The sequence below is a fragment of the Bacillus sp. N13C7 genome (assembly GCF_026790065.1).
Classification (GTDB): domain Bacteria; phylum Bacillota; class Bacilli; order Bacillales; family Bacillaceae; genus Bacillus.
Map to the genome: position 1 here is coordinate 430,476 of NZ_JALAMO010000007.1, position 26,300 is coordinate 456,775.

Below are 26,300 nucleotides of genomic sequence, written 5' to 3' on the forward strand. Positions count from 1 at the left end.
AGGGTCACCTCAATCCCTTTCGTTCCTATATTACACGTGTACTTTCAAATAATCGCTGATCAGCTGTATTGTTTCCTCCGGATGGCTCATGTGGGGGCAATGACCGCGAGCCTCCATTTGTTTTAGCCTGCTATAAGGCAGATGTTTATGCATATACTCACCTACTGTTGCAGGGGCAATGATATCATCTGCGCATTGGAGAATAAAAGAGGGAACCGTTACCTTCGAAAGATCTTCCCGATGATCAGAAAAAAATGCGGCTTTTGCGAATTGACGGGCAATCACAGGGTCAGTCGAACAAAAACGGCTTTCGAGTTCTTCCCTGACTTCAGGGCGATCTGGCTGATTCAGAACAGTAGCCGCAAATACAGTTGCCCAGCCGATATAATTTTTCTCCATCATCTCCAGCAAGCCAAGGAGCTGCTCCTCCTCAAAACCTCCGTAATACTCAGGCGGATCATTCAAATAGCATGGGGAAGGACCTACCATGACCAGGTGGGAAAACAGCGCCGGACGGCGGATGGAAGCGAGCATCCCAATCACAGCTCCGACAGAGTGACCTACAAATACGGTTTCTTCCAGTTCTAAAGCTTCACAAACATCAAGAACATCTTGGGCATAGCCGTCAAGTGTTCCGTAACGATTCGGATCATATGCGCGTAAATCCGAATTCCCGGAACCGACGTAATCAAATAAAATAACCCGATACTCTTCTTCGAAAGCTGGCGCGACGGCATTCCACACACTTTGATCGCAGCCAAAACCAGGAGCGAAAATGATAGATGCTTTGCCGCTACCACTCACCTTCACATCATTTCGAGACAAAATCGCTTTGTTCATGATTGGCTCCTTTCAGCCGGAAAATAAAGTTCAATATGTATATCATACCACTCATAGGTTGCAATAGTGTGTTTTTCAATAAAAGTTAGTTTAAAAGAAAAAGGCGGCATAGGCAAGCTAGTTGAATTGAAAGATGTAGAGAGGATGGATTGTCTAGAACTCTGCGGTTAGAAAGAATATGACATATGTCACTTTGATATCATGACACCCCATACTAACGTCATCTTCTCCGTCATTTTACAATCAATGTAAGCGATCAGGAGGTGCTCATGTGATGAATGAGGCAGTATCAGTAAGCAATGTGACAAAACATTTTCAGCAAAAAACAGCTGTACACAACATCAGCTTCAGCATTGAAAAAGGAGAAATTGCAGCTATTCTCGGGCCGAATGGGGCAGGGAAGACGACTGTCATCTCTATGATATTAGGATTGCTGAAACCAAGTGAGGGAGATATCAAACTATTTAATCGGGTTCCCGATGATCAACAGGTGCGGGAAAAGATGGGGGCGATGCTTCAGGACGTGAGTGTCATGCCGGGTTTAAAGGTGATTGAAATCCTCGAGCTCTTTCAAAGCTATTATCCGCATCCATTGTCTATGAAAGAACTCGTTGCGTTAACAGCACTCACAAAAGAAGATTTGAAAACAAGAGCAGAAAAATTATCCGGCGGACAAAAACGCCGTTTGAACTTTGCTTTGGCTCTTGCCGGGAACCCGGAGCTGCTTATATTCGATGAACCGACCGTCGGAATGGACACATCATCAAGACATCGGTTCTGGCAGACCATTCATGGACTGGCGGACCAAGGAAAAACAATTATTTTTTCAACTCATTATTTACAGGAAGCAGATGATGCCGCACAGCGAATCCTATTTTTTGCTGAAGGGCGGCTTGTGGCAGACGGCTCACCAATGCAGCTCCGCTCTAGAATTCAAAAACAGTCTGTTTCCTTTACGCTCCATTCAGATGAATCATTGGAAAAGCTGTCTCGACACCCGGAAGTAGAGAGAGTGATCCAAAAGCATCAAAGAACCATCATCCAAACATCAAGTACAGACAAAGTGTTAGCACTGATCTTTCAAGAAAACATACAGGCGCGCGATATCCGGATTGAGCAAGGAACGCTCGATGAGGCATTTCGCCAACTGGCTGACGGAAACAGGGAGGGAATGTGAGTGAACATGCTGCAGAAGCAAAGCATCGCTGAAATAAAAAGGGTTCTTAGGAATAAGTACTTTGTGCTTTGGTCGCTGATCATGCCGATTGCTTTTTATTATCTATTTACAAATGTAGTCAATACCAACGTTCCTGACCAGCGTGCATGGGACGCTCATTACTTAATGTCGATGACAGTCTTCAGCGTGATGGGCTCCTCTATCATGACGCTTGGCATCCGTATGGTTCAAGAACGGTCACAAGGCTGGACTTCCTTTCTCCGCATTACGCCTCTTCCGGGTTATATCTATTTATCAGCTCAGATGATCGGCCAAAGTGTCATTCACGTTTTATCGATTGCCGTCATTTTTCTGTTCGGCGCAATCATCAATGACATTGCCTTGCCGCCGTTTGAATGGATCATGAGCGGACTGTGGATTTTGTTTGGCGCATTCCCGTTTTTAGCATTAGGCACACTAATCGGTCTCATGAGAAAGGTAGAAACAGCGGCCGGAATCAGTAATGTGCTTTACATGCTGCTGGCTTTAGGCGGCGGCATGTGGATGCCGTTTGAGGTCATGCCTGACATGATGCAGAACATTGGCCGGTGGCTTCCGTCTTATCATTTCGGGAGCGGAGCGTGGGAACTTGTCCAAGGCGGGAGCCCGTCCGGGAAACATATTCTAATATTAATCGCTTATTTGATGTTCTTCATGCTACTATTTAAGTATATGAGAAGAAAACAAGAAGCGGTGTAATACATGAAAAAGGCAATAGCAATCTTCCCGAAGGAATTCGGGTTTTTCCCTTATATCTTTTTGGTGTACACGGTTATGCCGTTCCTTTCTTTATTGAAAGAATCAGGCATCAAACAGGTGATTGGCTATGGCATGCTGCTTCTTTTTGTTGCGGCATATCGCCAGCTGTTTTGCAGCGTGGGCAAAATCTCATTTACGTATTGGCTTATCGTGCAAATGGCAGTGATTTTGGTATACAGTCTGTTTTACCATATTACCTATATCTATTTAGGTTTTTTTCCGGCAAACTTTGTTGGTTATTACAAAGAGAAAACAAAGTTTAACCGTGCGTTCTGCGGTTTACTCTTTATGCTGCTTTTTCCCTGTTTTTATCAATTTTTCGCGAACTCAGTCTCGCTCCGGGAGCTTTTTTCTGTTCTCCCGTTTCTCGTCATCATGCTCATTTCTCCATTCGGAATTCGTTCTATGTTTCGGAGAATTGAGCTTGAAACGAAACTTGACCAAGCAAATGAACAGATAAAGGAACTCTCCAAAAGGCAGGAGCGCGTGCGAATCGCCCGTGATCTTCACGATACCCTCGGCCATACCCTGTCGCTCCTTACATTAAAAAGCCAGCTGATTCAGCGGCTGGCAACATCTGATTCAGATCGGACCCGGCTTGAGGCAAAAGAAATGGAAATAAGCTCTCGAGCCGCACTCAAGCAGGTTCGTGAGCTTGTTTCTGACATGAGAACGGTCACAATGACAGAGGAGCTCGCCAACATTCAGCACATATTAAAAACAGGGAACATTACCTTTCAATACGAAGGGGACGAAGACTTTTCAGCAATATCTCCCGTTACTCAAAATATTATCAGTATGTGTATACGAAGCCGTGACCAATATCATCAAGCACAGCAAAGCAACCCACTGCGCCATCACCATTTCACAGTTTGCTGACAAAATGAAAATTGTGATACGGGATGACGGAAAGGGAGCAAAGGAGAAAACGTTTGGAAATGGGCTGAGCGGAATGGAAGAACGGCTGATGCTCATTGAAGGGGGATTAACGCTTTCAGATCATAACGGAACGGTTGTGACATTGACGATTCCGCTGATTAAAAAAGCCGAATGAGGAGGACGAAAAGAATGATTCGTCTGTTTATTGCTGAGGACCAGCGAATGCTGTTGGGCGCTTTAGGATCTCTGCTTGATTTAGAAGAGGATATGACAGTCATCGGACAAGCACTAAATGGGGAAGAGGCGTTACAAGCTGTATTGAAGCTGGAGCCGGATGTATGCATTATGGACATTGAAATGCCGGTTCGAAGCGGACTGGATGTAGCAGAGGAATTGGTGCAAAAAGGCTGCGGCAGCAAGGTCATTTATTTTAACCACCTTTGCCCGCCCCGGCTATTTTGAACGCGCCGTTAAAGCAGGCGTACATGGCTATCTGCTGAAAGACGGAGAAATTGACGACCTGGCCGATGCCATCCGAAAGTGTGTAAAGGGAAAAAGGGTGTTCAGCCCCGAGCTGACATTTAATATGATGCGAGACGAAAATCCGCTAACCGTTAGAGAGCAAGAAATTCTGAGGCTTGCGGCTTTAGGCAAAACAACAAAAGACATTACGCTGGAGCTCTATTTATCTCAAGGCACAGTCCGAAACTATATATCAGAAATCATCCAAAAGCTTCATGCGAAAAATCGGACAGAAGCCGCCAGCATTGCTGAGGAAAAAGGCTGGATCTAACCATAAACTTTTCACTATTTACTGCACTCTGGAAGATCAGGAGTGTTTTTTATATGCCTGCAAATGAAAATATCCCCAGAAAACCCTTTCCTTCTATTGTCAGAATAGTGTACGATATTGATATAGTTATTTTAACTCAGGTCATCTGATGACCAGATCATATATTGGGGATGAGAGAGGGGTTCATCATGAAAGTCTCACTTTTTGTCACTTGTCTTGTTGATATGTTTCAAACAAACGTCGGAAAAGCAACGGTTCAGCTGCTGGAGCGGCTTGGATGTGAGGTTGATTTTCCGGAGGGGCAGATCTGCTGCGGGCAGCCGGCTTACAACAGCGGCTATGTAAATGACGCCAAAAAAGCAATGAAACGGATGATTGAAACGTTTCAGGATTCCGAATATGTTGTCAGTCCTTCCGGCTCTTGCACGACGATGTTCCGGGAGTATCCGCATCTGTTTCAGGATGATCCGAAATGGGCTGACAAAGCGCAAAAGCTTGCGGATAAAACGTATGAACTGACGGATTTTATCGTAAACGTCCTTGGGGTAGAGGATGTCGGCGCGACCCTTCATACAAAAGCGACTTTACATACGTCGTGCCATATGACAAGGCTGCTTGGGGTTCGGGAGGAGCCGATGAAGCTTCTGAGCCATGTAAAGGGCCTGGAATTCACAGCGCTTCCGGGCAAACATAACTGCTGCGGATTCGGGGGAACGTTTTCCGTCAAAATGGCGCAGATCTCTGAGCAGATGGTCGATGAAAAAGTCGCATGTGTCGAAGAAACAGGAGCAGAGGTGCTGATCGGTGCTGACTGCGGCTGTTTGATGAATATCGGGGGACGGCTTGACAGAAAAGACAAGAATGTCAAAGTGATGCACATCGCCGAAGTGCTCAACAGCAGATAAAACTGGATTCAGAGGGGGAAAGGATCATGGCGATGAAAATCGGTACTGACGCTTTTAAAGAGCGGGTATCACAGGGGATAGATAATGAGTTTATGAGAGGCGCTGTTTCAGGTGCGCAGGAACGTCTCCGGACACGGCGCCTTGAAGCAGCCGAAGAGCTGGGAAACTGGGAAGAGTGGCGCTCGCTGTCAGAGGAAATCAGGCAGCATGTCCTTGAAAACCTCGATTTCTATCTCGGCCAGCTTGCTGAAAATGTAACGAAAAGAGGCGGGCATGTTTATTTCGCGGAAACATCGGAAGAGGCATCTTCTTATATTCGCGACGTCATTCAAAAGAAGAACGGGAAGAAAATCGTGAAATCAAAATCAATGGTCACAGAGGAAATCAATCTGAACGAGGTGCTGGAGAAGGAAGGCTGTGAAGTCATCGAAACCGACCTCGGCGAGTATATTTTACAGATTGATGATCATGACCCGCCATCACATATCGTAGCGCCCGCCCTTCATAAAAATAAAGAGCAGATACGCGATGTGTTTAAAGAAAGGCTGGACTATCAACATACAGAAAAACCGGAAGAGCTTGTCATGCATGCGCGCGCCATTCTCCGTGAAAAATTTCTGGAAGCGGATATCGGCATTACCGGCTGTAACTTCGCCATCGCTGACACGGGGTCTGTCAGCCTTGTAACCAATGAAGGAAACGGACGACTTGTGAGCACCTTGCCGAAAACGCAAATCACCGTGATGGGAATGGAGCGGATTGTTCCATCATTTTCTGAATTTGAAGTCCTTGTCAGCATGCTGACAAGAAGCGCTGTCGGACAGCGGCTGACGAGCTATATTACGGCTTTGACAGGCTCGAAGCTGGAAGGGGAAGTGGACGGGCCGGAGGAATTCCATCTGGTCATTGTTGACAATGGCCGGTCCAATATTCTCGGTACGGAATTTCAGTCTGTGCTGCAATGTATTCGCTGTGCTGCCTGTATCAATGTCTGTCCTGTGTACCGCCATGTCGGCGGACACTCATACGGCTCAATTTATTCGGGGCCGATCGGAGCGGTTTTATCGCCGCTGCTTGGCGGTTATGACGATTATAAGGAGCTGCCGTACGCGTCCACATTGTGCGCGGCTTGCTCAGAAGCCTGCCCTGTCAAAATTCCGCTTCATGAGCTGCTTCTCAAGCATCGCCAGAACATCGTCGAAAAAGAAGGCAGAGCGCCGATCAGTGAAAAGCTTGCGATGAAAGCGTTCGGACTTGGCGCGTCCTCTTTGTCGCTTTATAAAGTGGGATCAAAATGGGCGCCAGCCGCCATGACACCTTTTACAGAAGATGAAAAAATTTCGAAAGGGCCTGGCCCGCTCAAAAACTGGACCCAGATCCGCGATTTCCCGGCTCCGCACAAATCAAGGTTTAGAGACTGGTTTACAGACAGAGAATCACGTGAACACACGAAGGAGGAGCAGTGATGATGAAGGGAACCGTTCAGAATCAAGAGAGCTTTCTAAACCGGATCGCTTCTCGCCTGGGCCGTGAAAGAAGAACAGGAGGCGTGGCAGTCCCTGAGTGGACGCATCAGCCGCAATATAAAACACTTGAGGGATATTCAGTCGATGACTTAGTCACAGTGCTCAAAAACCATTGTGTCAAAATCCATACAGAGCTGATTGAAACCGATTCAACCGGCCTTTACGATGCTCTTCGCGAGCAGGTCAGCCGCTTTTCCGGAGGCCCTGTCATCATTCCGAAGGACCCCCGCTTTGAAGCATACGGATTAAAAAGCCTGCTCACCAAGGACTGGCCGAACGAAGGAACGCCGGTCTGGGAGTGGGATGCTGACAAAGGCGAAGAAAATATCAAAAAAGCGGAGCAAGCCAATGTAGGGATCACATTCAGTGAAATCACGCTGGCTGAGTCGGGAACGGTTGTCCTCTTTTCTTCAAAAGATATCGGCCGGTCTGTCAGCCTTCTGCCAACGACCTATATTGCGATTGTGCCCAAATCAAGTATCGTGCCTAGAATGACACAAGCCAGTGAAATCATCCGCCAAAACATTGCGGACGGCTTCACTGTTCCTTCATGCGTCAACTATATTACCGGACCGAGCAACTCAGCCGACATCGAAATGGATTTGGTCGTCGGGGTGCACGGACCTGTAAAAGCTGCATATATTCTCGTATCTGACCGCTGATCACAGGAAGCCCGGCTTATACAGCCGGGCTTTTTGCTTGAAAAACCTTCAACTTCCATTTTTTTGTCCGATGAGAAGAGTATGACTTGAAAAAAGGAGGAAATGCGATGAAAAAATGGCTGATCGCAGCTATTTCACTGGCGATTGCGATCGTTCTGTTTATGTATTCAAATGCAGAAGCAAAAGCGGCTGGCATAACATTGGGCTACACGACTGGGAATACGGCCTCATACAATTCTCTTGAGAGATATCATACATACATGAATTCCATCGCCACAGATACGTTTGCGTTTGAAAAAAACGGACACGTCATTGGCGAAGCCCCGGGCAGGCAGCTGACATATGCGAAAAAGAAAAAAATCAAGACATGGGCTGTCATTTCAAACTATAATGACGCCATTTACGATTTTGACGGAGATTTAGCGAGTCGAGTCATGAGTAATCAAACAGCGAAAAAACGATTCACAAACGAGCTAATAGCATTGGCCAAAAAGCACTCATACTACGGGATCAATATTGATTTTGAAGCTGTGAATCCAGAAGACCGATCCAAATATTCAAGCTTTATTCAATATGTTTCTCAGGCTCTGAAAAAGAAACAGATCAAAACAATGGTATCCGTTCCAGCCAAAAGCGCCGATGATCAAAACGATGACTGGAGCTGGCCGTATGATTATGCGAAAATCGGTAAATATGCCGACTACGTACAGGTCATGACTTACGACGAACACGGCATATGGGGCGAGCCGGGATCAGTGGCAAGCACAAGCTGGATTAAAAGCTCTCTGCAGTTTTCAGTCAAAAAAATCAAAGCCAATAAAGTCATCATGGGCATTCCTGCGTACGGTTATGACTGGGATGTAAAAGACGGAAGCGGCAGCGCAGCGAGAGAATGGAATGAGCTCAAGTCCCTCATCAAGAAGCAGAAAGCAAAGCCGGCATTCAACAAAAAATCAGGTTCGATGACGTTTTCTTACGTTGACAAAAAGAAGCATAAACATGTCGTGTGGTATGAAAACGAAAAAACAATTCAAACGAAAAGCCATCTGGCAAAGCAATATAAAATAGCAGGCGTCTCAGTCTATGCATTAGGAAACGAGTCTGAATCCTTTTGGAAAGCCATTCAAAAAGGGACAAAATAACAGTTTCTTTTTTTCTCTGAAGTTATTGACAGGGAAAAGAGAAGCACGTATATTATGTTAATATATTCAGATCATAAAATTTAAGTTTTTCAGAAAACTACAACACATAGAATGGGAGCAGTAAAAGAAAGCGATCAGAAAAGAGAGCTGCGGGGTGGTGCGACGCAGCCTGATTCTTCTTTGAACTCGCCCGGGAGTGGTAAGACGGAACGGAATAGATTGAATATTCCCTATGTTTTAACGGCTAACCTTCGTTACAGGTCAAAAGCTGGATTCTTTATGAAGAATCAACAAGAGTGGTACCGCGGTCAGCCAAAGGCTCGTCGTCTCTTTATCTATTAGATAGGAGACGGCGGGCTTTTTTGTTTTTGTAAACGAGAAGGAGAGGTAGAAGAGGATGGAAAAGGACAATCAGACGTTAAAACGCACGATGACGTCCCGCCATATTATGATGATGGCGCTGGGCGGAGCCATCGGCGCAGGTTTATTTAAAGGGAGCAGCTCAGCGATCGATGTGGCAGGTCCATCTGTCATTATCGCATACCTGCTCGGCGGAATTATTTTGCTGTTTATTATGCAGGGGCTCGCGGAAATGGCTGTGCGCAACCGAAACGCCAGAACCTTCCGGGATCTTGTCCAGCAGGTGTTAGGAAATTACGCTGCTTACTTCTTGGATTGGATATACTGGAAAATGTGGGTGCTTAACATAGCGGCTGAAGCTGTTGTCGCTGCGATCTTTATTCAATATTGGCTGCCGGGCTGCCCGATCTGGGTGCTGGCATTAGGAATCTCGCTTGTCGTCACGATTGTGAACTTGCTTTCTGTTAAAATCTTTGCTGAAACCGAATATTGGCTGGCCATGATCAAGATTACCGTTATTATTGTCTTTATTATATTAGGATTGCTGCTCTTATTTGTATCATTCGGTGATCATACAGCCTCTGGGTTTTCAAACCTGACAGAGCACGGCGGATTTTTCCCGCATGGCGGCACAGGGCTGATTACGGCAATGCTTGTTGTGATTTACTCGTATGGCGGGACAGAAATTATTGGTGTAACGCTTGCTGAGACAAAGAATCCTGAAAAAGTTGTCCCGAAAGCTGTCCGCAGCACATTGACACGGATTGTCGCGTTCTACCTGCTGCCGTTTTTCATCATCGTCAGCCTGATCCCATGGAATCAGGTCAATTCCGTTCCGGAAAGTCCTTTTGTGATGGTCTTTAAAATGGTTGGCATTCCGGGCGCCGATCATATCATGAACGCAGTGATTCTGCTGGCAATCATTTCCTCAATGAATTCAGGTTTATACGGATCATCACGCATTTTGTATACACAGGCAACTGACGGAAGGCTTCCGAAGATCTTTTCGAAGCTTTCATCAAAAAATGTACCAATGTTTGCGATTCTGATGTGCACTTCCTCACTCTATATTGGCGTATTGATTTCTCTGTTCGCTGGAAGCCAAACGTTTAATTACCTAATGGGTTCATTGGGATATACCGTTTTATTCATTTGGCTGATCATCGGATTCGCCCATTTGAAATCGAGAAAACAGCAAACAGAAACACCGGCCTATTATGTAAAATGGTTCCCTTACACGACATGGTTTGCGGTTTTGGCGTTACTTGCCATTCTGGTCGGGGTTATCATGACAACATCAATTGTCATAACCCTTATCACGGCGGCGATTTATCTTTTGATTACAATTGCGTATTGGATCAATGGCCGCAAACATCAGTAAATGAGAAACCTCTTGTCACATCGACAAGAGGTTTTTTTATTATTGTGCAGCTTTCTCATTTACACCAATCGCTGCGGCTTTCTGTGCTTTTGATTTTGAATTTACGAGGCAGATGCTCGTCACAATCAGCAGCAGACCTGCCAAGAGGCTCAAGGTGAGCGGTTCATGCAGGAATATGGAGCTGGCCACGATCGAAATGAGCGGAATCAAAAAGGTGTAGGATGCGACCTTGCTTGCTTCTCCTGAGCCGACAAGTGTAAAAAAGACAAGCCATCCAAGCGCGATAACGAAGACAGAGATGAACAACAGGCTGGCAATAAACGGAACCGTCCATTGGATCGCAGAAAAGCTTTCTGTCCAAAAGCCGGATATAAGCAGAAACGCGCTTCCGATCGTCAGCTGCAAAGCGACCATCCAGATGGAATCGACGCGGCTGCCTGTCTTTTTCATATATACTGTCCCGAGCGCCCAGCTGAGTGCGGAGCCGAGAGCCAGCAGAACTCCAATGACAGAAATATGCCCGCCAAAGCCTGCGGCACTGATGACGGCCACTCCGGCAAAGCCGAGGATCAGCCCGATTACTTTCAGAACAAACATGGATTCGCCGAGCCACAGCCAAGAAAACACGCCCATCAGCACCGGCTGAAAGAAGACGATCGCGGAAAACAGGCCGGCAGGAAGGTAATTCAGCCCGATCGTTTGCAGGCCGTAGAACAACGTAATATTTAAAAGTGCAGAAACAAGATAAATCGGCCACGTTTCTTTTAAGCGTAATTTATGAATACGCGGCAATGCGACAATGACTAATAAAAGTCCGCCGATCAGCGTCCGGATGCCCGCGAATAATAATGGCGGGGAATAAGCGAGTGCTGCCTTCGACAGCGGCCAGTTGATGCCCCACATGATGACGAGAAAGGCGAGAAGAAGAGCTGTCCGCGTTTTTGAGAGCTGCTTCACTGTTCAATCACTCCTTGTAGTACGTTTCCATCATATGATACGGTAGAACATAAGATAAATAAAATGAATCTTTTTTATAAGGAGTATAAGTAAATTGTTATGACCATTACACAATTAAGGGTTTTCGTAAAAATAGCTGAAACGGGAAGCTTTACAAAAGCGGGGCAGGCGCTGAACATGACACAGCCGGCTGTCAGCCATGCGATTTCTGCGATCGAAGCAGAGCTTGATGTGAAGCTGATCATTCGTGACCGGCGCAATGGCCTGATGCTGACGGATACAGGAAAAAAGATTTTAGTCCACATCAGGGAAGTCCTAAAAGGCATTGAAAAAGTTGAGCAAGTCGCAGCCGCGGAAAAAGGGCTTGAACTGGGAACAATCCATATCGGCACATTCTCAACTGCTTCGGCTTATTTTATGCCAAAGCTGATCAGTGAGTTTAAACAAAAATATCCGAAATTGGAGCTTGTGCTGCACGAGGGAACTGTAAATGAAGTCAAGGAGTGGCTTCACACGCGAATGATAGATGTCGGCATCCTTCTATATCCAACAGAGGAGATGGAGTACATTCATTTGAAAAAAGATAAAATGGCTGTCGTGCTCAGGGACGATCACCCGCTTGCCAGTCACGCGTCCATTACGCTGAAAGAGCTTGACCATGAACCGATGATCGTCTGTGACGGCGGCTATGAATCACCTTTTATCGATATGTTCCGGCAGGCGGGTGCTACGCTGAACGCCGCTTTCACAGTCTATAACATGAATACCTCGATCAGTATGATCAGAGAAGGACTGGGCCTGGCGATTTTATCAGAAATGTCCATGTCGGGCATGCCGCTGCCTGAGCATGTGGTGACACGGGATTTGGACCCGCAGGTATACCGTGATGTGCAGCTTGCTGTTCCGTCGATGAAGGAAGCTTCTCTGGCGGCTAAACTCTTTATTGAGATGGCGCAGGATCAGTTTGGGACAGAATAATGGTGCCCAACTGTTCGTTTTATATTGTTCGAATTTCATCGAATCAAATTCTTTTATTCCTGAATGCAGTTGTGTTATGGTGTGATAGAAGTCCTTTCGATCATGACTTGACAGCTTGAGGCTGTTTATTGATATCACAATTGCAAAGGAGAAAAACATGTCTACTCAACAACGCAAAGATACCTTGCTTTCTGTCTTGAATTTATCTCCGGTTGTTCAGGGAGGAACGATCGCAGAATCATTCCGAAACAGCATGGACTTGGCGCGCCGTGCGGAGGAATGGGGCTATCACCGCTACTGGCTCGCTGAGCATCATAATATAGAAGGTGTCGCAAGCTCTGCCACCGCGGTCCTGATCGGCCATATTGCCGGCGGCACAAAGAAAATCCGCGTCGGCTCCGGCGGCATTATGCTCCCGAACCACTCTTCACTGGTAATTGCTGAGCAATTCGGCACACTGGAAACACTGTATCCCGGACGGATTGATCTGGGGCTCGGACGTGCTCCTGGAACGGACCAATTGACAGCACGAGCGCTGCGCAGAAATATCAACAGCGGTGAAGATTTCCCAGAGCAATTAGAGGAACTGCGTAATTACTTTAAACCGACCGGGAATGTGCGCAATCAAGTCCGCGCCATTCCGGGAGAGGGCATAGATGTACCGATTTGGCTGCTGGGATCAAGCGGCTTCAGCGCCCGACTGGCGGGCGAACTCGGTCTTCCATTTGCGTTTGCCGCCCATTTCTCACCGGCGAATACGGTTCCCGCATTGGAGCTGTACCGCAATTCCTTCACGCCGTCAGAAGTGCTCGACGAACCTTATGCGATGGTCGGTGTTACCATTATCGCGGCAGATACAAACGAGAAAGCGCAGCACCTTGCGACGTCGCATTATCAAAGATTTCTTGATCTTGTCCGCGGCACGCCGAACCAGCTAAAGCCGCCTGTTGAAGATATGGACCAAATCTGGAGCCCGTATGAAAAAGAAATGGTAAATGAGCAGCTGAGTTCGACGATTGTCGGCGGTCCAGAAGAAGTGAAAGCGAAGCTCGAAGACTTTGTCAAAACGACGCAGGCTGATGAAATTATGGTCAACTCAGAAACCTTTGAACACGCAGACAGAATGCGCTCGTTTGAAATCATCGCAGATGTTTGGAAAAACAGATAACAGCTATAAAAAAAGCAATGTAGCGGGGAGATCCCATACATTGCTTTTTTTATTCATTCAGTTCTCTGGCCGACTGGCGAATAATCAGCTCAGGCTCAAATATAACATCCTCTTGCTTCGGCTTTTTATGCTCTAAGCAGTCAATAACATATTTGGCCGCTGCTTGTCCGAGCACGGATTTCGGGTGCTTGACAGAGGTTAATTTGACCTCGGAGATTTGCGCGAAATGCGAATCGTCATATCCGACGATAGACATATCCTCTGGCACTTTAAGATCCATCTCTCTTAGCATATCAATCACCTTCAGCGCAATTTCATCGTTATAACAAAGAATGGCTGTCGGCATATGCTTGCTGTTTTTCTCCAATGTGGACTTTACTTTCTCCAGCAGTCTTGATTCTTTTTCTTCCGTTGTAAACGTTACAATCATATCTGGGGAAGGGAATAACTCACGGTCCCGGTGTGCCTGAATAAACCCATTCATCCGTTTGACGCCCTGCGTGTCATCTGCTTTGAAAATGCCCATCATATGCGTGTGGCCGAGAGAAAGCAAATGCTCCGCTGCCATCATCCCGCCTTTCACATCATCTAAGGTAAAACTCGGTGCGGCAAGCTCGGCATATGATGCGTTAATCATCGCGAAAGGAATGCCGTTTTTCTCCAAATTCAGATAGTAGCCGATATTTGGTGTTTGCAGGGCGCTTTTAGTCGGCTCTACGATGAGTCCGTCAATATGCTGGGACAGCAGGTTTTCTAACCCTCTTCTTTCATTGTCGGGGTTGTTGTTTGTGCTTGTCAAAAGCATCGAATACCCCTGCTCGCTTAAATAAGACTCGATTCCTCTGATGATGCTCGGGAAAATATAGTCTGATATGTAGGTTGTCAGAACACCGATCGTTTTATTGGAATGCAGCGCTGACTTAGCAGAGCGTGAAGCGACAAAGGTGCCCCCGCCTTGTACGCTGTACAGCAGGCCTTGTGATACGAGGTCTCCGATCGCCTTGCGAATGGTATGCCGGCTGACGCCGAATTGCTGCATTAATTCGTTTTCTGTAGGGATCTTTTGATCAGGCAGTATTTTGCCTTGGTTAATCCATGAACTGATTTCTTCTTTTACTTGCGCGTATTTTGGTAACATATCCATTCCTCCAAAATGTATACGGACAAATTTCAGTATATCACAGCGTTCTTTGTAAGAAAACATTGACAGAAAATGCAAAGACGATTATTCTATATTTGTACGTACTAATTAAATGAAATTTTCGTTAAATTTTAATATAAGTACGTACAAACACAAAGAGAAATGTAAACGCTTTACTCAACATTCGGGAGGGCAGGGAAATGAAGAATACTCCAACGCAATTAGAACCAAATGCTCCTGTAACAAGAAGCCATTCAATGGGATTTGTCATTTTGATTTCATGCGCGGCGGGTCTTGGCGGCCTATTGTATGGCTATGACACGGCAGTGATTTCCGGCGCCATCGGTTTTCTGAAAGATTTATACAGCCTGAGTCCGTTTATGGAAGGTCTTGTGATTTCCAGCATTATGATTGGAGGAGTGGCGGGCGTCGGGATATCCGGATTTCTAAGTGACAGATTCGGCCGGAGAAAAATTTTAATGACAGCGGCCTTGTTATTTGCGGTATCCGCAATCGTTTCAGCGCTTTCTCAAGACGTGTCCACTTTAATCATTGCAAGAATTATCGGCGGCCTCGGGATTGGGATGGGCTCATCACTATCTGTTACGTATATTACGGAAGCAGCGCCGCCTGCCATACGGGGAAGCCTTTCTTCCTTATATCAGCTCTTTACGATATTGGGTATATCCGCAACGTACTTTATTAATCTCGCTGTGCAGCGGTCCGGAACATATGAATGGGGCGTCCACACCGGCTGGAGATGGATGCTCGCTTATGGGATGGTGCCGTCTGTGATCTTTTTCCTCGTCCTGCTTGTCGTGCCGGAAAGTCCGAGATGGCTGGCGAAAGCGGGCAAAACAAATGAAGCGTTAAAGATCCTGACACGTATTAATGGAGAAACTGTTGCAAAAGAAGAATTAAAGAACATTGAGAACTCTTTAAAAATAGAACAAATGGGGTCGCTCTCCCAGCTGTTTAAGCCAGGTCTCAGAAAGGCGCTTATCATTGGCATCCTGCTTGCGCTCTTTAACCAAGTCATTGGCATGAACGCCATTACTTACTACGGGCCGGAAATCTTCAAAATGATGGGTTTCGGTCAAAACGCCGGATTTGTGACAACCTGTATCGTTGGGGTTGTAGAAGTCATTTTTACTGTTATTGCGGTTTTGCTGATTGATAGAGTCGGACGAAAAAAATTGATGTCCATCGGTTCTGCTTTTATGGCTATTTTTATGATCTTAATCGGGACGTCGTTCTACTTTCAGTTAACAAGCGGATTTATGCTGATCTTCTTTATTTTAGGTTTTGTGGCTGCCTTCTGTGTATCAGTCGGACCGATCACATGGATAATGATTTCTGAAATCTTTCCGAACCATCTGCGTGCGCGTGCTGCGGGCATTGCGACCATCTTTTTATGGGGGGCAAACTGGGCGATCGGGCAGTTTGTGCCAATGATGATCGACTCATTCGGGCTCGCCTATACATTCTGGATCTTTGCAGTGATTAACATCCTTTGCTTCCTGTTTGTCGTTACGATCTGCCCGGAAACGAAGAACAAATCGCTTGAAGAGATTGAAAAGCTTTGGATAAAATGAAAACGCTTTAAAAGAGCAGGCCCTTTCTATTGGAAGGGCTGTTTTTGTTGGGATGCACCTTTTGGCGTTTTCTGTATAAGATAAAGATATATAGGAAAAAATAATGCTGGATAATCGCCACGGCATGAAAACTCTGCGAATATTGTCGATGAATTGGCTCTTAACAGTTGAATAAACAATTCCACCCTGTTAAAATAATTAAAGAAAGCAGAAATAATTTTTTTTGGCTATGATGGGACGTTTTTTGTCATAGCGGGACGTTTAATGTCCAGCAAAAAAAGGAAGGAACGTTTGAGTCATGAACCAGTTAATACAAGCTCAAAAAAAATTATTGCCTGATCTTCTGGTCGTTATGCAAAAGAGGTTTGAAATCTTGCAGTATATCAGGCTGACAGAACCCATCGGGCGAAGAAGCCTGTCTGCCAGTCTCGGAATCAGTGAGCGTGTGCTGAGGGGCGAGGTTCAGTTTTTAAAGGAACAGAACCTGGTCGATATTAAAACAAACGGCATGACATTGACAGAAGAGGGCTATGAACTGCTTTCCGTTCTGGAAGATACGATGAAAGATGTTTTAGGTTTGACGCTTTTGGAAAAGACATTAAAAGAACGGTTAAATCTAAAGGATGCCATTATCGTATCCGGAGACAGCGATCAATCCCCATGGGTCAAAAAAGAAATGGGAAGAGCGGCTGTCGCATGTATGAAAAAAAGATTTTCAGGCAAAAATATCGTCGCTGTAACTGGCGGTACGACAATTGAAGCTGTCGCCGAAATGATGACGCCGGATTCTAAAAACCGCGAGCTTTTGTTTGTGCCTGCAAGAGGCGGTTTAGGCGAAGACGTGAAAAACCAGGCGAACACCATATGTGCGCATATGGCGGAGAAGGCTTCAGGCACTTACCGGCTTTTGTTTGTTCCGGGACAGCTGTCACAAGGCGCCTATTCATCTATTATTGAAGAGCCTTCTGTCAAAGAGGTGCTGAAGACGATTAAATCAGCGAGTATGCTGGTTCACGGAATCGGCGAAGCTAAAACCATGGCTGAGCGAAGAAACACACCTTTAGAAGACTTAAAGAAAATAGATGATAACAACGCGGTGACAGAAGCGTTCGGCTACTATTTTAACGCGGATGGCGAAGTAGTCCACAAAGTGCATTCTGTCGGAATGCAGCTGGATGACATAGACGACATCCCCGATATTATTGCAGTAGCGGGCGGATCATCAAAAGCCGAGGCGATCGAGGCTTACTTTAAAAAGCCCCGCAACACGGTTCTCGTCACAGACGAAGGAGCCGCAAAGAAGTTATTAAGGGATGAATAATCCCTCAATATAAATATCTCTCACTTATTTAAAGGAGGAAACAATCATGGCAGTAAAAGTCGGTATTAACGGTTTTGGTCGTATTGGACGTAACGTATTCCGCGCAGCATTAAACAATCCTGAAGTTGAGGTAGTAGCGGTTAACGATTTAACAGATGCTAACATGCTGGCTCACCTTTTACAATATGATTCTGTACACGGAAAATTAGACGCTGAAGTTTCAGTTGACGGTAACAACCTTGTTGTTAACGGCAAAACAATTGAAGTTTCTGCAGAACGCGACCCTGCTAAACTTAGCTGGGGCAAACAAGGCGTTGAAATCGTAGTTGAATCTACTGGTTTCTTCACAAAACGCGCAGACGCTGCGAAACACTTAGAAGCTGGCGCGAAAAAAGTAATCATCTCTGCTCCTGCTAACGAAGAAGATATCACAATCGTTATGGGTGTTAACGAAGATAAATATGATGCGGCTAACCACCATGTTATTTCTAACGCATCTTGCACAACAAACTGCCTTGCGCCGTTTGCAAAAGTACTTAACGATAAATTCGGCATCAAACGCGGTATGATGACAACTGTTCACTCTTACACTAACGATCAGCAAATCCTTGATCTTCCGCACAAAGACTACCGTCGTGCGCGTGCAGCAGCTGAAAACATCATCCCAACATCAACTGGTGCTGCTAAAGCAGTTTCTCTAGTTCTTCCTGAACTAAAAGGCAAACTGAACGGTGGAGCAATGCGTGTTCCAACTCCAAACGTTTCTCTAGTTGACTTGGTTGCAGAACTGAACCAAGAAGTAACAGCTGAAGAAGTAAACGCAGCTCTTAAAGAAGCGGCTGAAGGAGATCTTAAAGGAATCCTTGGCTACAGCGAAGAGCCATTAGTTTCTGGCGACTACAACGGAAACAAAAACTCTTCTACTATCGATGCTCTTTCTACAATGGTTATGGAAGGCAGCATGGTAAAAGTAATCTCTTGGTACGATAACGAAAGCGGCTACTCTAACCGCGTTGTTGACCTTGCAGCTTACATCGCAAAAAAAGGTCTTTAATTTATAGCTGAAAAAAGGACCTGACTTGGTTCTTTTGAATAGAAGCGCTATAATGAAAGCGGACATGGGAAGGGGACGGACTCCCTTTCCCTTTTTCCATGAAGACCGGCTTTCAGAAAACGCTCTGTGATAGAGAAACGACCGCGTTATTGCAGCTTTGCCGGCGCTTTCGCCTGAGACCGCTGCCCTGGCTTCAGACGAACTGCCCTGTGCCGAAAAAGACTGCGATCTGCCCTAGCGGAGTTATCGCTTGACCAGGCGGTTTCACGTTTTTCGTGCTGTATGCAAACCATTTTGAAGGAGGATCTCCTAGGCATGAATAAGAAAACTCTCAAAGACATCGACGTAAAAGGCAAAGTTGTATTCTGCCGCGTTGACTTTAACGTTCCAATGAAAGACGGGGAAGTAACAGACGATACACGTATCCGTGCTGCGCTTCCAACAATCAAACACCTTGCAGACCAAGGCGCGAAAGTCCTTCTTGCGAGCCACTTAGGCCGCCCGAAAGGCGAAGTGGTTGAGGAGCTTCGTTTAACTCCTGTCGCTGCACGTCTCGGCGAACTGCTTGGCAAAGAAGTGAAAAAAGCAGATGAAGCTTACGGTGATGCTGTTAAAGCACAAATTTCTGACATGAAGGACGGAGACGTTCTTGTATTGGAAAACGTACGCTTCTACCCTGGTGAAGAGAAAAATGATCCTGAGCTTGCAAAAGCATTTGCTGAGCTTGCAGAGGTATATGTAAATGACGCATTTGGTGCTGCCCACCGTGCTCATGCATCTACAGCTGGAATTGCCGAGCATCTGCCAGCAGTTGCAGGTTTCTTAATGGAAAAAGAGCTTGACGTGCTAGGAAAAGCAATTTCTAACCCTGAGCGCCCGTTCACAGCAATCATCGGCGGAGCGAAAGTAAAAGACAAAATCGGTGTAATCGAAAGTCTTCTTGATAAAGTAGACAACCTGATCATCGGCGGAGGTCTTGCTTATACATTCGTTAAAGCGCTTGGCTATGAAATCGGTAAATCTCTTCTTGAAGAAGATAAAATCGAGCTTGCGAAGTCATTTATGGACCGCGCGAAAGAAAAAGGCGTTAACTTCTACATGCCTGAAGATGTACTCGTTGCAGATGATTTCTCTAACGATGCAAACGTGAAAATTGTGCCGATCTCTGAAATCCCTAGTGATTTAGAAGCAATCGACATTGGTACGAAAACACGCGAAACGTATGCTGACGTCATCAAAAACAGCAAACTTGTCGTGTGGAACGGACCGATGGGCGTATTCGAAATCGACTTGTTCGCTCAAGGAACAAAAGCGGTTGCGGAAGCATTGGCAGAGGCGAAAGATACATACTCTGTCATCGGCGGAGGAGACTCTGCGGCAGCGGTTGAAAAATTCGGCCTTGCTGACAAAATGAGCCACATCTCAACAGGCGGCGGCGCATCCCTTGAGTTTATGGAAGGCAAAGAGCTTCCAGGGGTAGCTGCACTGAACGATAAATAATCTCAAAACTGCTATAAGGAAGTGGAACAGATGAGAAAACCAATTATCGCCGGTAACTGGAAAATGAACAAAACACTCGGCGAAGCTGTCAGCTTCGTTGAAGAAGTAAAGTCTTCCATTCCAGCAGCAGACAAAGCGGAAGCTGTTGTTTGCGCGCCAGCGCTTTTCTTAGAAAAGCTTACTTCTGCTGTTAAAGGCACTGACCTTAAAGTCGGCGCTCAAAACATGCACTTTGAAGAAAGCGGCGCGTTCACAGGCGAAATCAGCCCGGTTGCTTTGAAAGACCTTGGCGTTGACTATTGCGTCATCGGCCACTCTGAGCGCCGTGAAATGTTCGCTGAAACTGATGAAACAGTCAACAAAAAAGCACATGCTGCTTTCAAACACGGCATTGTGCCGATCATCTGTGTAGGTGAAACGCTTGAAGAGCGCGAAGCCGGCAAAACAAATGATCTTGTCGCTGACCAAGTGAAAAAAGGCCTGGCTGGTCTTTCTGAAGAACAAGTTGCTGCTTCTGTTATTGCGTATGAGCCAATCTGGGCAATCGGAACAGGCAAATCTTCTACAGCGAAAGATGCGAACGACGTGTGTGCGCATATCCGTAAAACCGTCGCTGAAAGCTTCGGCCAAGAAGCTGCAGACAAGCTTCGCATCCAATATGGCGGAAGCGTAAAGCCTGCAAACATTAAAGAATATATGGCAGAGTCCGATATTGACGGTGCTTTGGTCGGCGGCGCGAGCCTTGAGCCACAGTCATTCGTTCAATTATTGGAGGAAGGTCAATATGAGTAAAAAACCAGCTGCACTCATCATTCTTGATGGGTTCGGATTACGAAACGAAACAGTAGGGAACGCAGTCGCTTTAGCGAAAAAACCGAATTTTGACCGCTACTGGAACCAGTATCCTCATCAAACATTGACTGCTTCTGGAGAGGCTGTAGGCCTTCCTGAAGGGCAAATGGGGAACTCTGAAGTAGGACATTTAAATATCGGGGCAGGGCGTATTGTGTACCAAAGCCTTACACGTGTGAACATTGCGATCCGCGAAGGAGAGTTTGAACGCAACCAAACATTCCTGGACGCCATGAAGCACGCGAAAGAAAACAACAAAGCCTTGCACCTGTTCGGTCTTTTATCTGACGGAGGCGTGCACAGCCATATCAACCATTTATTCGCGCTCTTAAAGCTTGCGAAAAATGAAGGGCTGACAAAGGTATATATCCATGGCTTCCTTGACGGCCGTGATGTAGGTCCGCAAACGGCGAAAACGTACATCAACCAGCTGAACGAACAAATCAAGGAAATCGGTGTGGGTGAAATCGCCAGCATTTCCGGACGTTACTACTCTATGGACCGCGACAAACGCTGGGACCGTGTAGAAAAAGCGTACCGCGCAATGGCATACGGCGAAGGCCCGACATACCGCAGCGCACTGGATGTTGTTGATGATTCCTATGCGAACGGAATTTATGATGAATTTGTGATTCCATCTGTCATCACAAAAGAAAACGGTGAGCCTGTTGCGAAAATCCACGACGGCGATTCTGTCATTTTCTATAATTTCAGACCTGACCGTGCGATTCAGATTTCTAATACGTTCACAAATAAAGACTTCCGTGACTTTGATCGCGGCGAGAATTATCCGAAGAACCTGCACTTCGTCTGCCTGACTCACTTCAGTGAATCAGTTGACGGCTATGTAGCGTTTAAACCGATGAATCTTGATAACACAGTCGGAGAAGTATTATCCCAGCACGGATTAAAACAGCTTCGAATTGCAGAAACTGAAAAGTATCCGCACGTCACGTTCTTTATGAGCGGCGGCCGTGAAGCTGAATTCCCGGGGGAAGAGCGTATTCTCATCAACTCGCCGAAAGTTGCAACATATGACTTGAAGCCTGAAATGAGTGCGTATGAAGTGAAGGACGCGCTTGTCAAAGAAATTGAAGCAGACAAGCATGACGCGATCATTCTTAACTTCGCAAACCCTGATATGGTCGGCCACTCCGGAATGGTTGAACCAACAATTAAAGCAATTGAAGCAGTGGACGAATGCTTGGGCGAAGTCGTTGACGCGATTCTCGCTAAAGGAGGACACGCTATCATTACCGCTGATCACGGTAATGCTGATATTCTGATTACAGAATCAGGCGAACCGCACACTGCACATACAACAAACCCAGTCCCTGTGATTGTTACGAAAGAAGGCATCACGCTGCGTGAAGGCGGAATCCTAGGCGACCTTGCACCAACGTTATTAGACCTTCTCGGTGTTGAAAAACCGAAAGAAATGACAGGAACATCTTTAATTCAAAAATAATTTGAAAATCAAAGGAGAGACAAAACTCATGCCATACATTGTTGATGTTTATGCACGCGAAGTATTAGACTCCCGCGGCAACCCAACAGTTGAAGTTGAAGTATACACAGAAACAGGAGCTTTCGGCCGCGCATTAGTGCCAAGCGGAGCTTCTACAGGTGAATACGAAGCGGTTGAGCTTCGTGACGGCGACAAAGACCGTTACCTTGGAAAAGGCGTGTTAACAGCTGTTAACAACGTTAACGAAATCATTGCTCCAGAGCTTCTTGGCTTTGATGTAACTGAACAAAACGCAATCGATCAGCTTTTAATCGAGCTTGACGGTACTGAAAACAAAGGCAAACTTGGTGCGAACGCAATCCTTGGCGTATCTATGGCTTGTGCGCGTGCTGCTGCTGATTTCTTACAGATTCCTCTTTACCAATACCTTGGAGGATTCAACTCAAAAACGCTTCCTGTACCGATGATGAACATCGTCAACGGCGGAGAGCATGCTGATAACAACGTGGATATTCAAGAATTCATGATCATGCCTGTAGGTGCTCCAAACTTCCGTGAAGCACTTCGCATGGGCGCTCAAATTTTCCACAGCCTGAAATCAGTATTAAGCGCAAAAGGCTTAAACACTGCTGTAGGTGATGAAGGCGGATTCGCTCCAAACCTTGGTTCTAACGAAGAAGCGCTTCAAACAATCGTTGAAGCAATCGAAAAAGCCGGCTTCAAACCTGGCGAAGAAGTAAAACTTGCTATGGATGCTGCATCTTCTGAGTTCTACAACAAAGAAGACGGCAAATACCATCTGTCTGGCGAAGGCGTTGTGAAAACATCTGCTGAAATGGTTGACTGGTATGAAGAGCTTGTTTCTAAATATCCAATCATCTCTATCGAAGACGGACTTGATGAGAACGACTGGGAAGGCCACAAGCTTCTTACTGAGCGTCTTGGCAATAAAGTTCAGCTTGTTGGTGACGACCTCTTCGTTACTAACACGAAAAAACTTGCTGAAGGCATCAAAAACGGCGTAGGCAACTCTATCCTGATCAAAGTAAACCAAATCGGTACATTGACTGAAACATTCGATGCAATCGAAATGGCGAAACGCGCAGGCTACACAGCTGTTATCTCTCACCGTTCAGGTGAAACTGAAGACAGCACAATCGCTGACATCGCTGTGGCAACAAACGCAGGACAAATCAAAACAGGTGCTCCGTCTCGTACGGACCGTGTTGCGAAATACAACCAGCTTCTTCGCATCGAAGATCAGTTGGCTGAAACTGCTCAATACCACGGTATTAACTCTTTCTACAACTTGAATAAGTAATAAAATGACCGCCGGGATTTTCTCTCGGCGGTTTTTTTATGCTTTCAAAGGTCCATATAAAGCCTCACCATATCACGGCATTGAATACCGTCTTCAAAAATCTCCTCCTCGTAGTGTCTGATAAAAAAATCATGGTCAATTCCTTGAAGGCGAAATCCGCATTTTTGATATAGAGACAGCTGATGGATGCTGGAATTTCCAGTGCCTATCTCAATCACCTTTGCTCCCATATGTTTCGCTTTTTCAATGGCGTCGCGGATAAGAAGCTTGCCAATGCCCTGTTTTTGCATTGTTTGTTTTACTGCGATGTTAACGATTTCTACCGTTTGCGGCCGAGTTGTGATGATCACGTATACACCGGCTAATTCGCCTGATAGATAGCCTGTGTAGCACTCTCCTCTGGCCAAATATTCATCAACAATTTCTATTGATGGGTCGGCGAGCAGCAGAAGCTCATACAGCGCTTGATCATAGTTTGTTGCTTTTTGAATGGTGAGATGTTGCATGATCATTCCACCTTTTCACATTCTTATAGAGATATTTTCGTGATTTCCTCCAATTTCATACCATTCTATTATAAAATATGTAACATAGGAAATCTGTACAAAATAGTGGATAACAACTAGGAGGAAAGTCACATGTTTTGTAAGGAATGTGGTCAAAAAAATAATGAAGGGGCCAAGTTTTGTAAAGAATGCGGCACCCCGATAGGAGGAAGTAGCAGACAGGCACATAAAGAAACAGCAAGCACTGCTGAAACGAAGCAGGCTCCGAGAAAACCAATCCCTAAGAAAACCATCATGTTATGGAGCAGCATTGCCGCAGCGTGCGTGATAGTATTCGCCGCATATAAAACCGGAGCGTACTTTACTTCAAAGGATAGGTTAGTCGACAAGTTTGAACAGGCTGTAAATGATGAGGATAAAGACCAAATCGCGTCTCTTCTTACGCCGGTAAATGACAAGCTTAAGCTTACTAAAAATAATGTAAAGCCGTTTCTTACATATTTAAAGGATCATCCTGACAAAAAAGATGAGCTTTTTGCATCGCTGCGTGCTGAAACAGCCCAAAAGGATATCGTATACGCGGAGAAAGACGGGAAAAGCTTGCTTGTTTTTGACCATTATGACTTAAAGGTAGCACCTGTTTATTTTGAAGTGACCAGCAATTATAAAAATACCGATCTATATGTCAATAAAGAGGATGCCGGATCTGTAAAGAAAGCGGATCAAGCACAAACTCTAGGGCCGTACATCCCCGGCGAATATACAGTCTCAGCCAAACTGAAAAACGATGTAGTCGATCTTGTGAAAAAGGAAGACATACAGGCGGTGGGCGATAACAGCTTTCGTGTTGATCTCTCACTAGAAGCAGACGATGTGACATTCAGCTTAGCAGATGACATCAAGAGCGGGAAGGGAGACTTGCTGATTAACGGCAAGTCGATTCATAAAGACCCGTTCAAATCTGTAACATACGGACCGCTTCTGACAGACGGATCCATGACGGCTTCAGTCGAGGCAGCATTTCCATGGGGGAAAACAAAAACAGCGGGCGTTCCGATCGATCATAAAGAAATGGAGTTAACGTTAATTCCTGATCAAGCTACACAGGAACAGATTATGAACACAATTGTCAAAACAACAAAACAATACTCCAAAGCGCTATCTGATGGGAATACAGCCGAGATGACAGAGGCAAGTGCCAATTGGAAGGCGGAGACGAAGGACACCGTCGATTCTATGAAAAGCGCGGATTCATACTTAAAAGATAGATACTTGGAAACTGATTTTGACCTGGACACATTTGCCCTCTCTCAGAAAAACGACGGAACGTGGCAGGTATCGGTAACAGGAAAAGAACTTCACCAGTCTTCTTCGTATAACGACTATACAAAATCTGAAATGACTGACGAAAGTCCGAGTTATGAATATCTTCTTTCATATGATAAAAAACAGAAAAAATGGATTTTTGAAGATGCAGAATCAACATTCGAATCTGCCGGTACAAATATAAAGAAAATCAAAAATGACAAACCGGAGACGTACACATCCGCTTGGGCAGGCTCGAAAAACAAAAACAGCGAAAGCTCTGCAAGCGGTGATGTTACAGATGAACAAGTGACATTATTCATGGGCAGTTATCTGCAAAATCAGGCAGATGCCGTGAATCAAAATAATTTCTCACTGATGGAAGACAGCCTTGAAAAAGGCAGTTCCCTTTATTCCGACCAGCAGCATCTCGTGGCGAAATTAAATAAAGAGGGAACAACGGAAGACTTTAATAACTATGAAGTGAAAAGCTGGAGCCAAAATGGATCAGCGATTACAATTAAGACGTACGAAGAATTCTATATCACAAAATCAGGCGGCAGTCCAAAGCTCAGAACATATAATTGGACTTATACCGGCGTAGTGAAGAACGGAAGAATTTACTTAACGTCGATTCAATAAAAACAACCCCATCGCCAGCTGGTGATGGG

At 45.6% G+C, this 26,300-nt stretch carries 21 protein-coding genes, 2 pseudogenes and 1 other annotated feature; of the genes and pseudogenes, 19 read left to right on the top strand and 4 right to left on the bottom strand.

Features of this window, described 5'->3' with window-relative positions; genetic code table 11:
- Positions 1 to 30: 30 nt before the first annotated feature.
- Positions 31 to 840 carry an alpha/beta fold hydrolase gene (locus MOB98_RS10285; RefSeq protein ID WP_268358108.1) on the bottom strand — a complete coding sequence of 270 codons (810 nt, stop codon included), beginning with the start codon at positions 838 to 840 and terminating at the stop codon, positions 31 to 33.
- A gap of 271 nt (positions 841 to 1,111) precedes the next feature.
- Here MOB98_RS10285 and MOB98_RS10290 point away from each other — a divergent pair, with 271 nt between their 5' ends.
- The 9 genes and pseudogenes from MOB98_RS10290 (at position 1,112) to MOB98_RS10330 (ending at position 10,463) form a co-directional block, all read left to right on the top strand.
- Positions 1,112 to 2,017, top strand: coding sequence for an ABC transporter ATP-binding protein (locus MOB98_RS10290; RefSeq protein ID WP_268358107.1), 906 nt, complete (start codon positions 1,112 to 1,114; stop codon positions 2,015 to 2,017).
- The gene (locus MOB98_RS10295) at positions 2,018 to 2,755 is read left to right on the top strand and encodes an ABC transporter permease (protein ID WP_268358105.1); all 738 of its coding nucleotides are present in this window, start codon (positions 2,018 to 2,020) and stop codon (positions 2,753 to 2,755) included. It abuts the gene before it with no gap.
- 3 nt (positions 2,756 to 2,758) lie between these two features.
- Positions 2,759 to 3,869: pseudogene (locus MOB98_RS10300) on the top strand (sensor histidine kinase).
- Between the two features lie 14 nt (positions 3,870 to 3,883).
- Positions 3,884 to 4,487 (top strand): annotated as a pseudogene (gene yvfU, locus MOB98_RS10305) (two-component system response regulator YvfU).
- A 188-nt stretch (positions 4,488 to 4,675) separates the two neighbouring features.
- Complete coding sequence (gene lutA, locus MOB98_RS10310; protein WP_268358104.1) at positions 4,676 to 5,392, top strand: lactate utilization iron-sulfur protein LutA; 717 nt, start codon at positions 4,676 to 4,678, stop codon at positions 5,390 to 5,392.
- 26 nt (positions 5,393 to 5,418) lie between these two features.
- Positions 5,419 to 6,858 carry a lactate utilization iron-sulfur protein LutB gene (gene lutB / locus MOB98_RS10315; RefSeq protein ID WP_268358103.1) on the top strand — a complete coding sequence of 480 codons (1,440 nt, stop codon included), beginning with the start codon at positions 5,419 to 5,421 and terminating at the stop codon, positions 6,856 to 6,858.
- The gene (gene lutC / locus MOB98_RS10320; RefSeq protein WP_268358101.1) at positions 6,858 to 7,580 is read left to right on the top strand and encodes a lactate utilization protein LutC; all 723 of its coding nucleotides are present in this window, start codon (positions 6,858 to 6,860) and stop codon (positions 7,578 to 7,580) included. The genes lutB and lutC overlap by 1 nt, the downstream gene beginning before the upstream one ends.
- Before the next feature lie 107 nt (positions 7,581 to 7,687).
- Positions 7,688 to 8,722 carry a glycosyl hydrolase family 18 protein gene (locus MOB98_RS10325; protein ID WP_268358099.1) on the top strand — a complete coding sequence of 345 codons (1,035 nt, stop codon included), beginning with the start codon at positions 7,688 to 7,690 and terminating at the stop codon, positions 8,720 to 8,722.
- Between the two features lie 98 nt (positions 8,723 to 8,820).
- Positions 8,821 to 9,056 (top strand) — a binding site (T-box leader).
- Positions 9,057 to 9,119: 63 nt separating this feature from the next.
- A complete protein-coding gene (locus tag MOB98_RS10330) occupies positions 9,120 to 10,463 on the top strand; it encodes an amino acid permease (protein ID WP_268358097.1) in 1,344 nt (447 codons plus the stop codon).
- 39 nt (positions 10,464 to 10,502) lie between these two features.
- On the opposite strand, the gene MOB98_RS10335 is transcribed toward MOB98_RS10330, so the two are convergent.
- The gene (locus MOB98_RS10335) at positions 10,503 to 11,420 is read right to left on the bottom strand and encodes a DMT family transporter (RefSeq protein WP_268358096.1); all 918 of its coding nucleotides are present in this window, start codon (positions 11,418 to 11,420) and stop codon (positions 10,503 to 10,505) included.
- Between the two features lie 99 nt (positions 11,421 to 11,519).
- Between MOB98_RS10335 and MOB98_RS10340 the strand changes: the two genes are divergently transcribed.
- Together MOB98_RS10340 and MOB98_RS10345 are read left to right on the top strand one after the other, a co-directional pair.
- Positions 11,520 to 12,398 (top strand): LysR family transcriptional regulator, encoded by an 879-nt coding sequence (locus MOB98_RS10340; protein ID WP_268358094.1) that lies wholly within the window; start codon positions 11,520 to 11,522, stop codon positions 12,396 to 12,398.
- Between the two features lie 157 nt (positions 12,399 to 12,555).
- Positions 12,556 to 13,566 carry an LLM class flavin-dependent oxidoreductase gene (locus tag MOB98_RS10345; RefSeq protein WP_268358093.1) on the top strand — a complete coding sequence of 337 codons (1,011 nt, stop codon included), beginning with the start codon at positions 12,556 to 12,558 and terminating at the stop codon, positions 13,564 to 13,566.
- A 49-nt stretch (positions 13,567 to 13,615) separates the two neighbouring features.
- On the opposite strand, the gene araR is transcribed toward MOB98_RS10345, so the two are convergent.
- A complete protein-coding gene (gene araR, locus MOB98_RS10350; protein ID WP_268358092.1) occupies positions 13,616 to 14,704 on the bottom strand; it encodes an arabinose utilization transcriptional regulator AraR in 1,089 nt (362 codons plus the stop codon).
- Positions 14,705 to 14,907: 203 nt separating this feature from the next.
- On the opposite strand from araR, the gene araE reads away from it, so the two are divergent.
- From araE to eno, 7 genes are all read left to right on the top strand, one after another.
- Positions 14,908 to 16,302: an arabinose-proton symporter AraE gene (araE, locus tag MOB98_RS10355; RefSeq protein WP_268358091.1), complete on the top strand. Its 1,395-nt coding sequence runs from the start codon at positions 14,908 to 14,910 to the stop codon at positions 16,300 to 16,302.
- Between the two features lie 298 nt (positions 16,303 to 16,600).
- Entirely contained in the window at positions 16,601 to 17,623 is a 1,023-nt protein-coding gene (gene cggR, locus MOB98_RS10360; RefSeq protein WP_268358090.1) for a gapA transcriptional regulator CggR, read from the top strand.
- 46 nt (positions 17,624 to 17,669) lie between these two features.
- Positions 17,670 to 18,677 (top strand): type I glyceraldehyde-3-phosphate dehydrogenase, encoded by a 1,008-nt coding sequence (gap, locus tag MOB98_RS10365; RefSeq protein WP_268366692.1) that lies wholly within the window; start codon positions 17,670 to 17,672, stop codon positions 18,675 to 18,677.
- Between the two features lie 315 nt (positions 18,678 to 18,992).
- On the top strand, positions 18,993 to 20,177 hold the full coding sequence (locus MOB98_RS10370) for a phosphoglycerate kinase (protein WP_268360917.1): 1,185 nt from the start codon (positions 18,993 to 18,995) through the stop codon (positions 20,175 to 20,177).
- A 30-nt stretch (positions 20,178 to 20,207) separates the two neighbouring features.
- A complete protein-coding gene (gene tpiA / locus MOB98_RS10375; protein WP_268360916.1) occupies positions 20,208 to 20,969 on the top strand; it encodes a triose-phosphate isomerase in 762 nt (253 codons plus the stop codon).
- Positions 20,962 to 22,497 carry a 2,3-bisphosphoglycerate-independent phosphoglycerate mutase gene (gene gpmI, locus MOB98_RS10380; protein WP_268360914.1) on the top strand — a complete coding sequence of 512 codons (1,536 nt, stop codon included), beginning with the start codon at positions 20,962 to 20,964 and terminating at the stop codon, positions 22,495 to 22,497. The genes tpiA and gpmI overlap by 8 nt, the downstream gene beginning before the upstream one ends.
- A gap of 28 nt (positions 22,498 to 22,525) precedes the next feature.
- On the top strand, positions 22,526 to 23,818 hold the full coding sequence (gene eno / locus MOB98_RS10385; protein WP_268360912.1) for a phosphopyruvate hydratase: 1,293 nt from the start codon (positions 22,526 to 22,528) through the stop codon (positions 23,816 to 23,818).
- A gap of 44 nt (positions 23,819 to 23,862) precedes the next feature.
- On the opposite strand, the gene MOB98_RS10390 is transcribed toward eno, so the two are convergent.
- Positions 23,863 to 24,324, bottom strand: coding sequence for a GNAT family N-acetyltransferase (locus MOB98_RS10390; RefSeq protein ID WP_268360910.1), 462 nt, complete (start codon positions 24,322 to 24,324; stop codon positions 23,863 to 23,865).
- A gap of 132 nt (positions 24,325 to 24,456) precedes the next feature.
- Here MOB98_RS10390 and MOB98_RS10395 point away from each other — a divergent pair, with 132 nt between their 5' ends.
- A complete protein-coding gene (locus MOB98_RS10395) occupies positions 24,457 to 26,271 on the top strand; it encodes a zinc ribbon domain-containing protein (RefSeq protein ID WP_268360909.1) in 1,815 nt (604 codons plus the stop codon).
- The last annotated feature ends 29 nt before the right edge of the window (positions 26,272 to 26,300 follow it).

Coding starts and splice junctions, on each gene's coding strand:
- MOB98_RS10370 (WP_268360917.1), top strand. CDS start 18,993: ATGAATAAGAAAACTCTCAAAGACATCGACGTAAAAGGCAAAGTTGTA.
- lutB (WP_268358103.1), top strand. CDS start 5,419: ATGGCGATGAAAATCGGTACTGACGCTTTTAAAGAGCGGGTATCACAG.
- MOB98_RS10340 (WP_268358094.1), top strand. CDS start 11,520: ATGACCATTACACAATTAAGGGTTTTCGTAAAAATAGCTGAAACGGGA.
- gpmI (WP_268360914.1), top strand. CDS start 20,962: ATGAGTAAAAAACCAGCTGCACTCATCATTCTTGATGGGTTCGGATTA.
- MOB98_RS10390 (WP_268360910.1), bottom strand. CDS start 24,324: ATGCAACATCTCACCATTCAAAAAGCAACAAACTATGATCAAGCGCTG.
- lutC (WP_268358101.1), top strand. CDS start 6,858: ATGATGAAGGGAACCGTTCAGAATCAAGAGAGCTTTCTAAACCGGATC.
- lutA (WP_268358104.1), top strand. CDS start 4,676: ATGAAAGTCTCACTTTTTGTCACTTGTCTTGTTGATATGTTTCAAACA.
- gap (WP_268366692.1), top strand. CDS start 17,670: ATGGCAGTAAAAGTCGGTATTAACGGTTTTGGTCGTATTGGACGTAAC.
- MOB98_RS10285 (WP_268358108.1), bottom strand. CDS start 840: ATGAACAAAGCGATTTTGTCTCGAAATGATGTGAAGGTGAGTGGTAGC.
- cggR (WP_268358090.1), top strand. CDS start 16,601: ATGAACCAGTTAATACAAGCTCAAAAAAAATTATTGCCTGATCTTCTG.
- MOB98_RS10345 (WP_268358093.1), top strand. CDS start 12,556: ATGTCTACTCAACAACGCAAAGATACCTTGCTTTCTGTCTTGAATTTA.
- MOB98_RS10330 (WP_268358097.1), top strand. CDS start 9,120: ATGGAAAAGGACAATCAGACGTTAAAACGCACGATGACGTCCCGCCAT.
- araE (WP_268358091.1), top strand. CDS start 14,908: ATGAAGAATACTCCAACGCAATTAGAACCAAATGCTCCTGTAACAAGA.
- MOB98_RS10325 (WP_268358099.1), top strand. CDS start 7,688: ATGAAAAAATGGCTGATCGCAGCTATTTCACTGGCGATTGCGATCGTT.
- eno (WP_268360912.1), top strand. CDS start 22,526: ATGCCATACATTGTTGATGTTTATGCACGCGAAGTATTAGACTCCCGC.
- MOB98_RS10395 (WP_268360909.1), top strand. CDS start 24,457: ATGTTTTGTAAGGAATGTGGTCAAAAAAATAATGAAGGGGCCAAGTTT.
- araR (WP_268358092.1), bottom strand. CDS start 14,704: ATGTTACCAAAATACGCGCAAGTAAAAGAAGAAATCAGTTCATGGATT.
- tpiA (WP_268360916.1), top strand. CDS start 20,208: ATGAGAAAACCAATTATCGCCGGTAACTGGAAAATGAACAAAACACTC.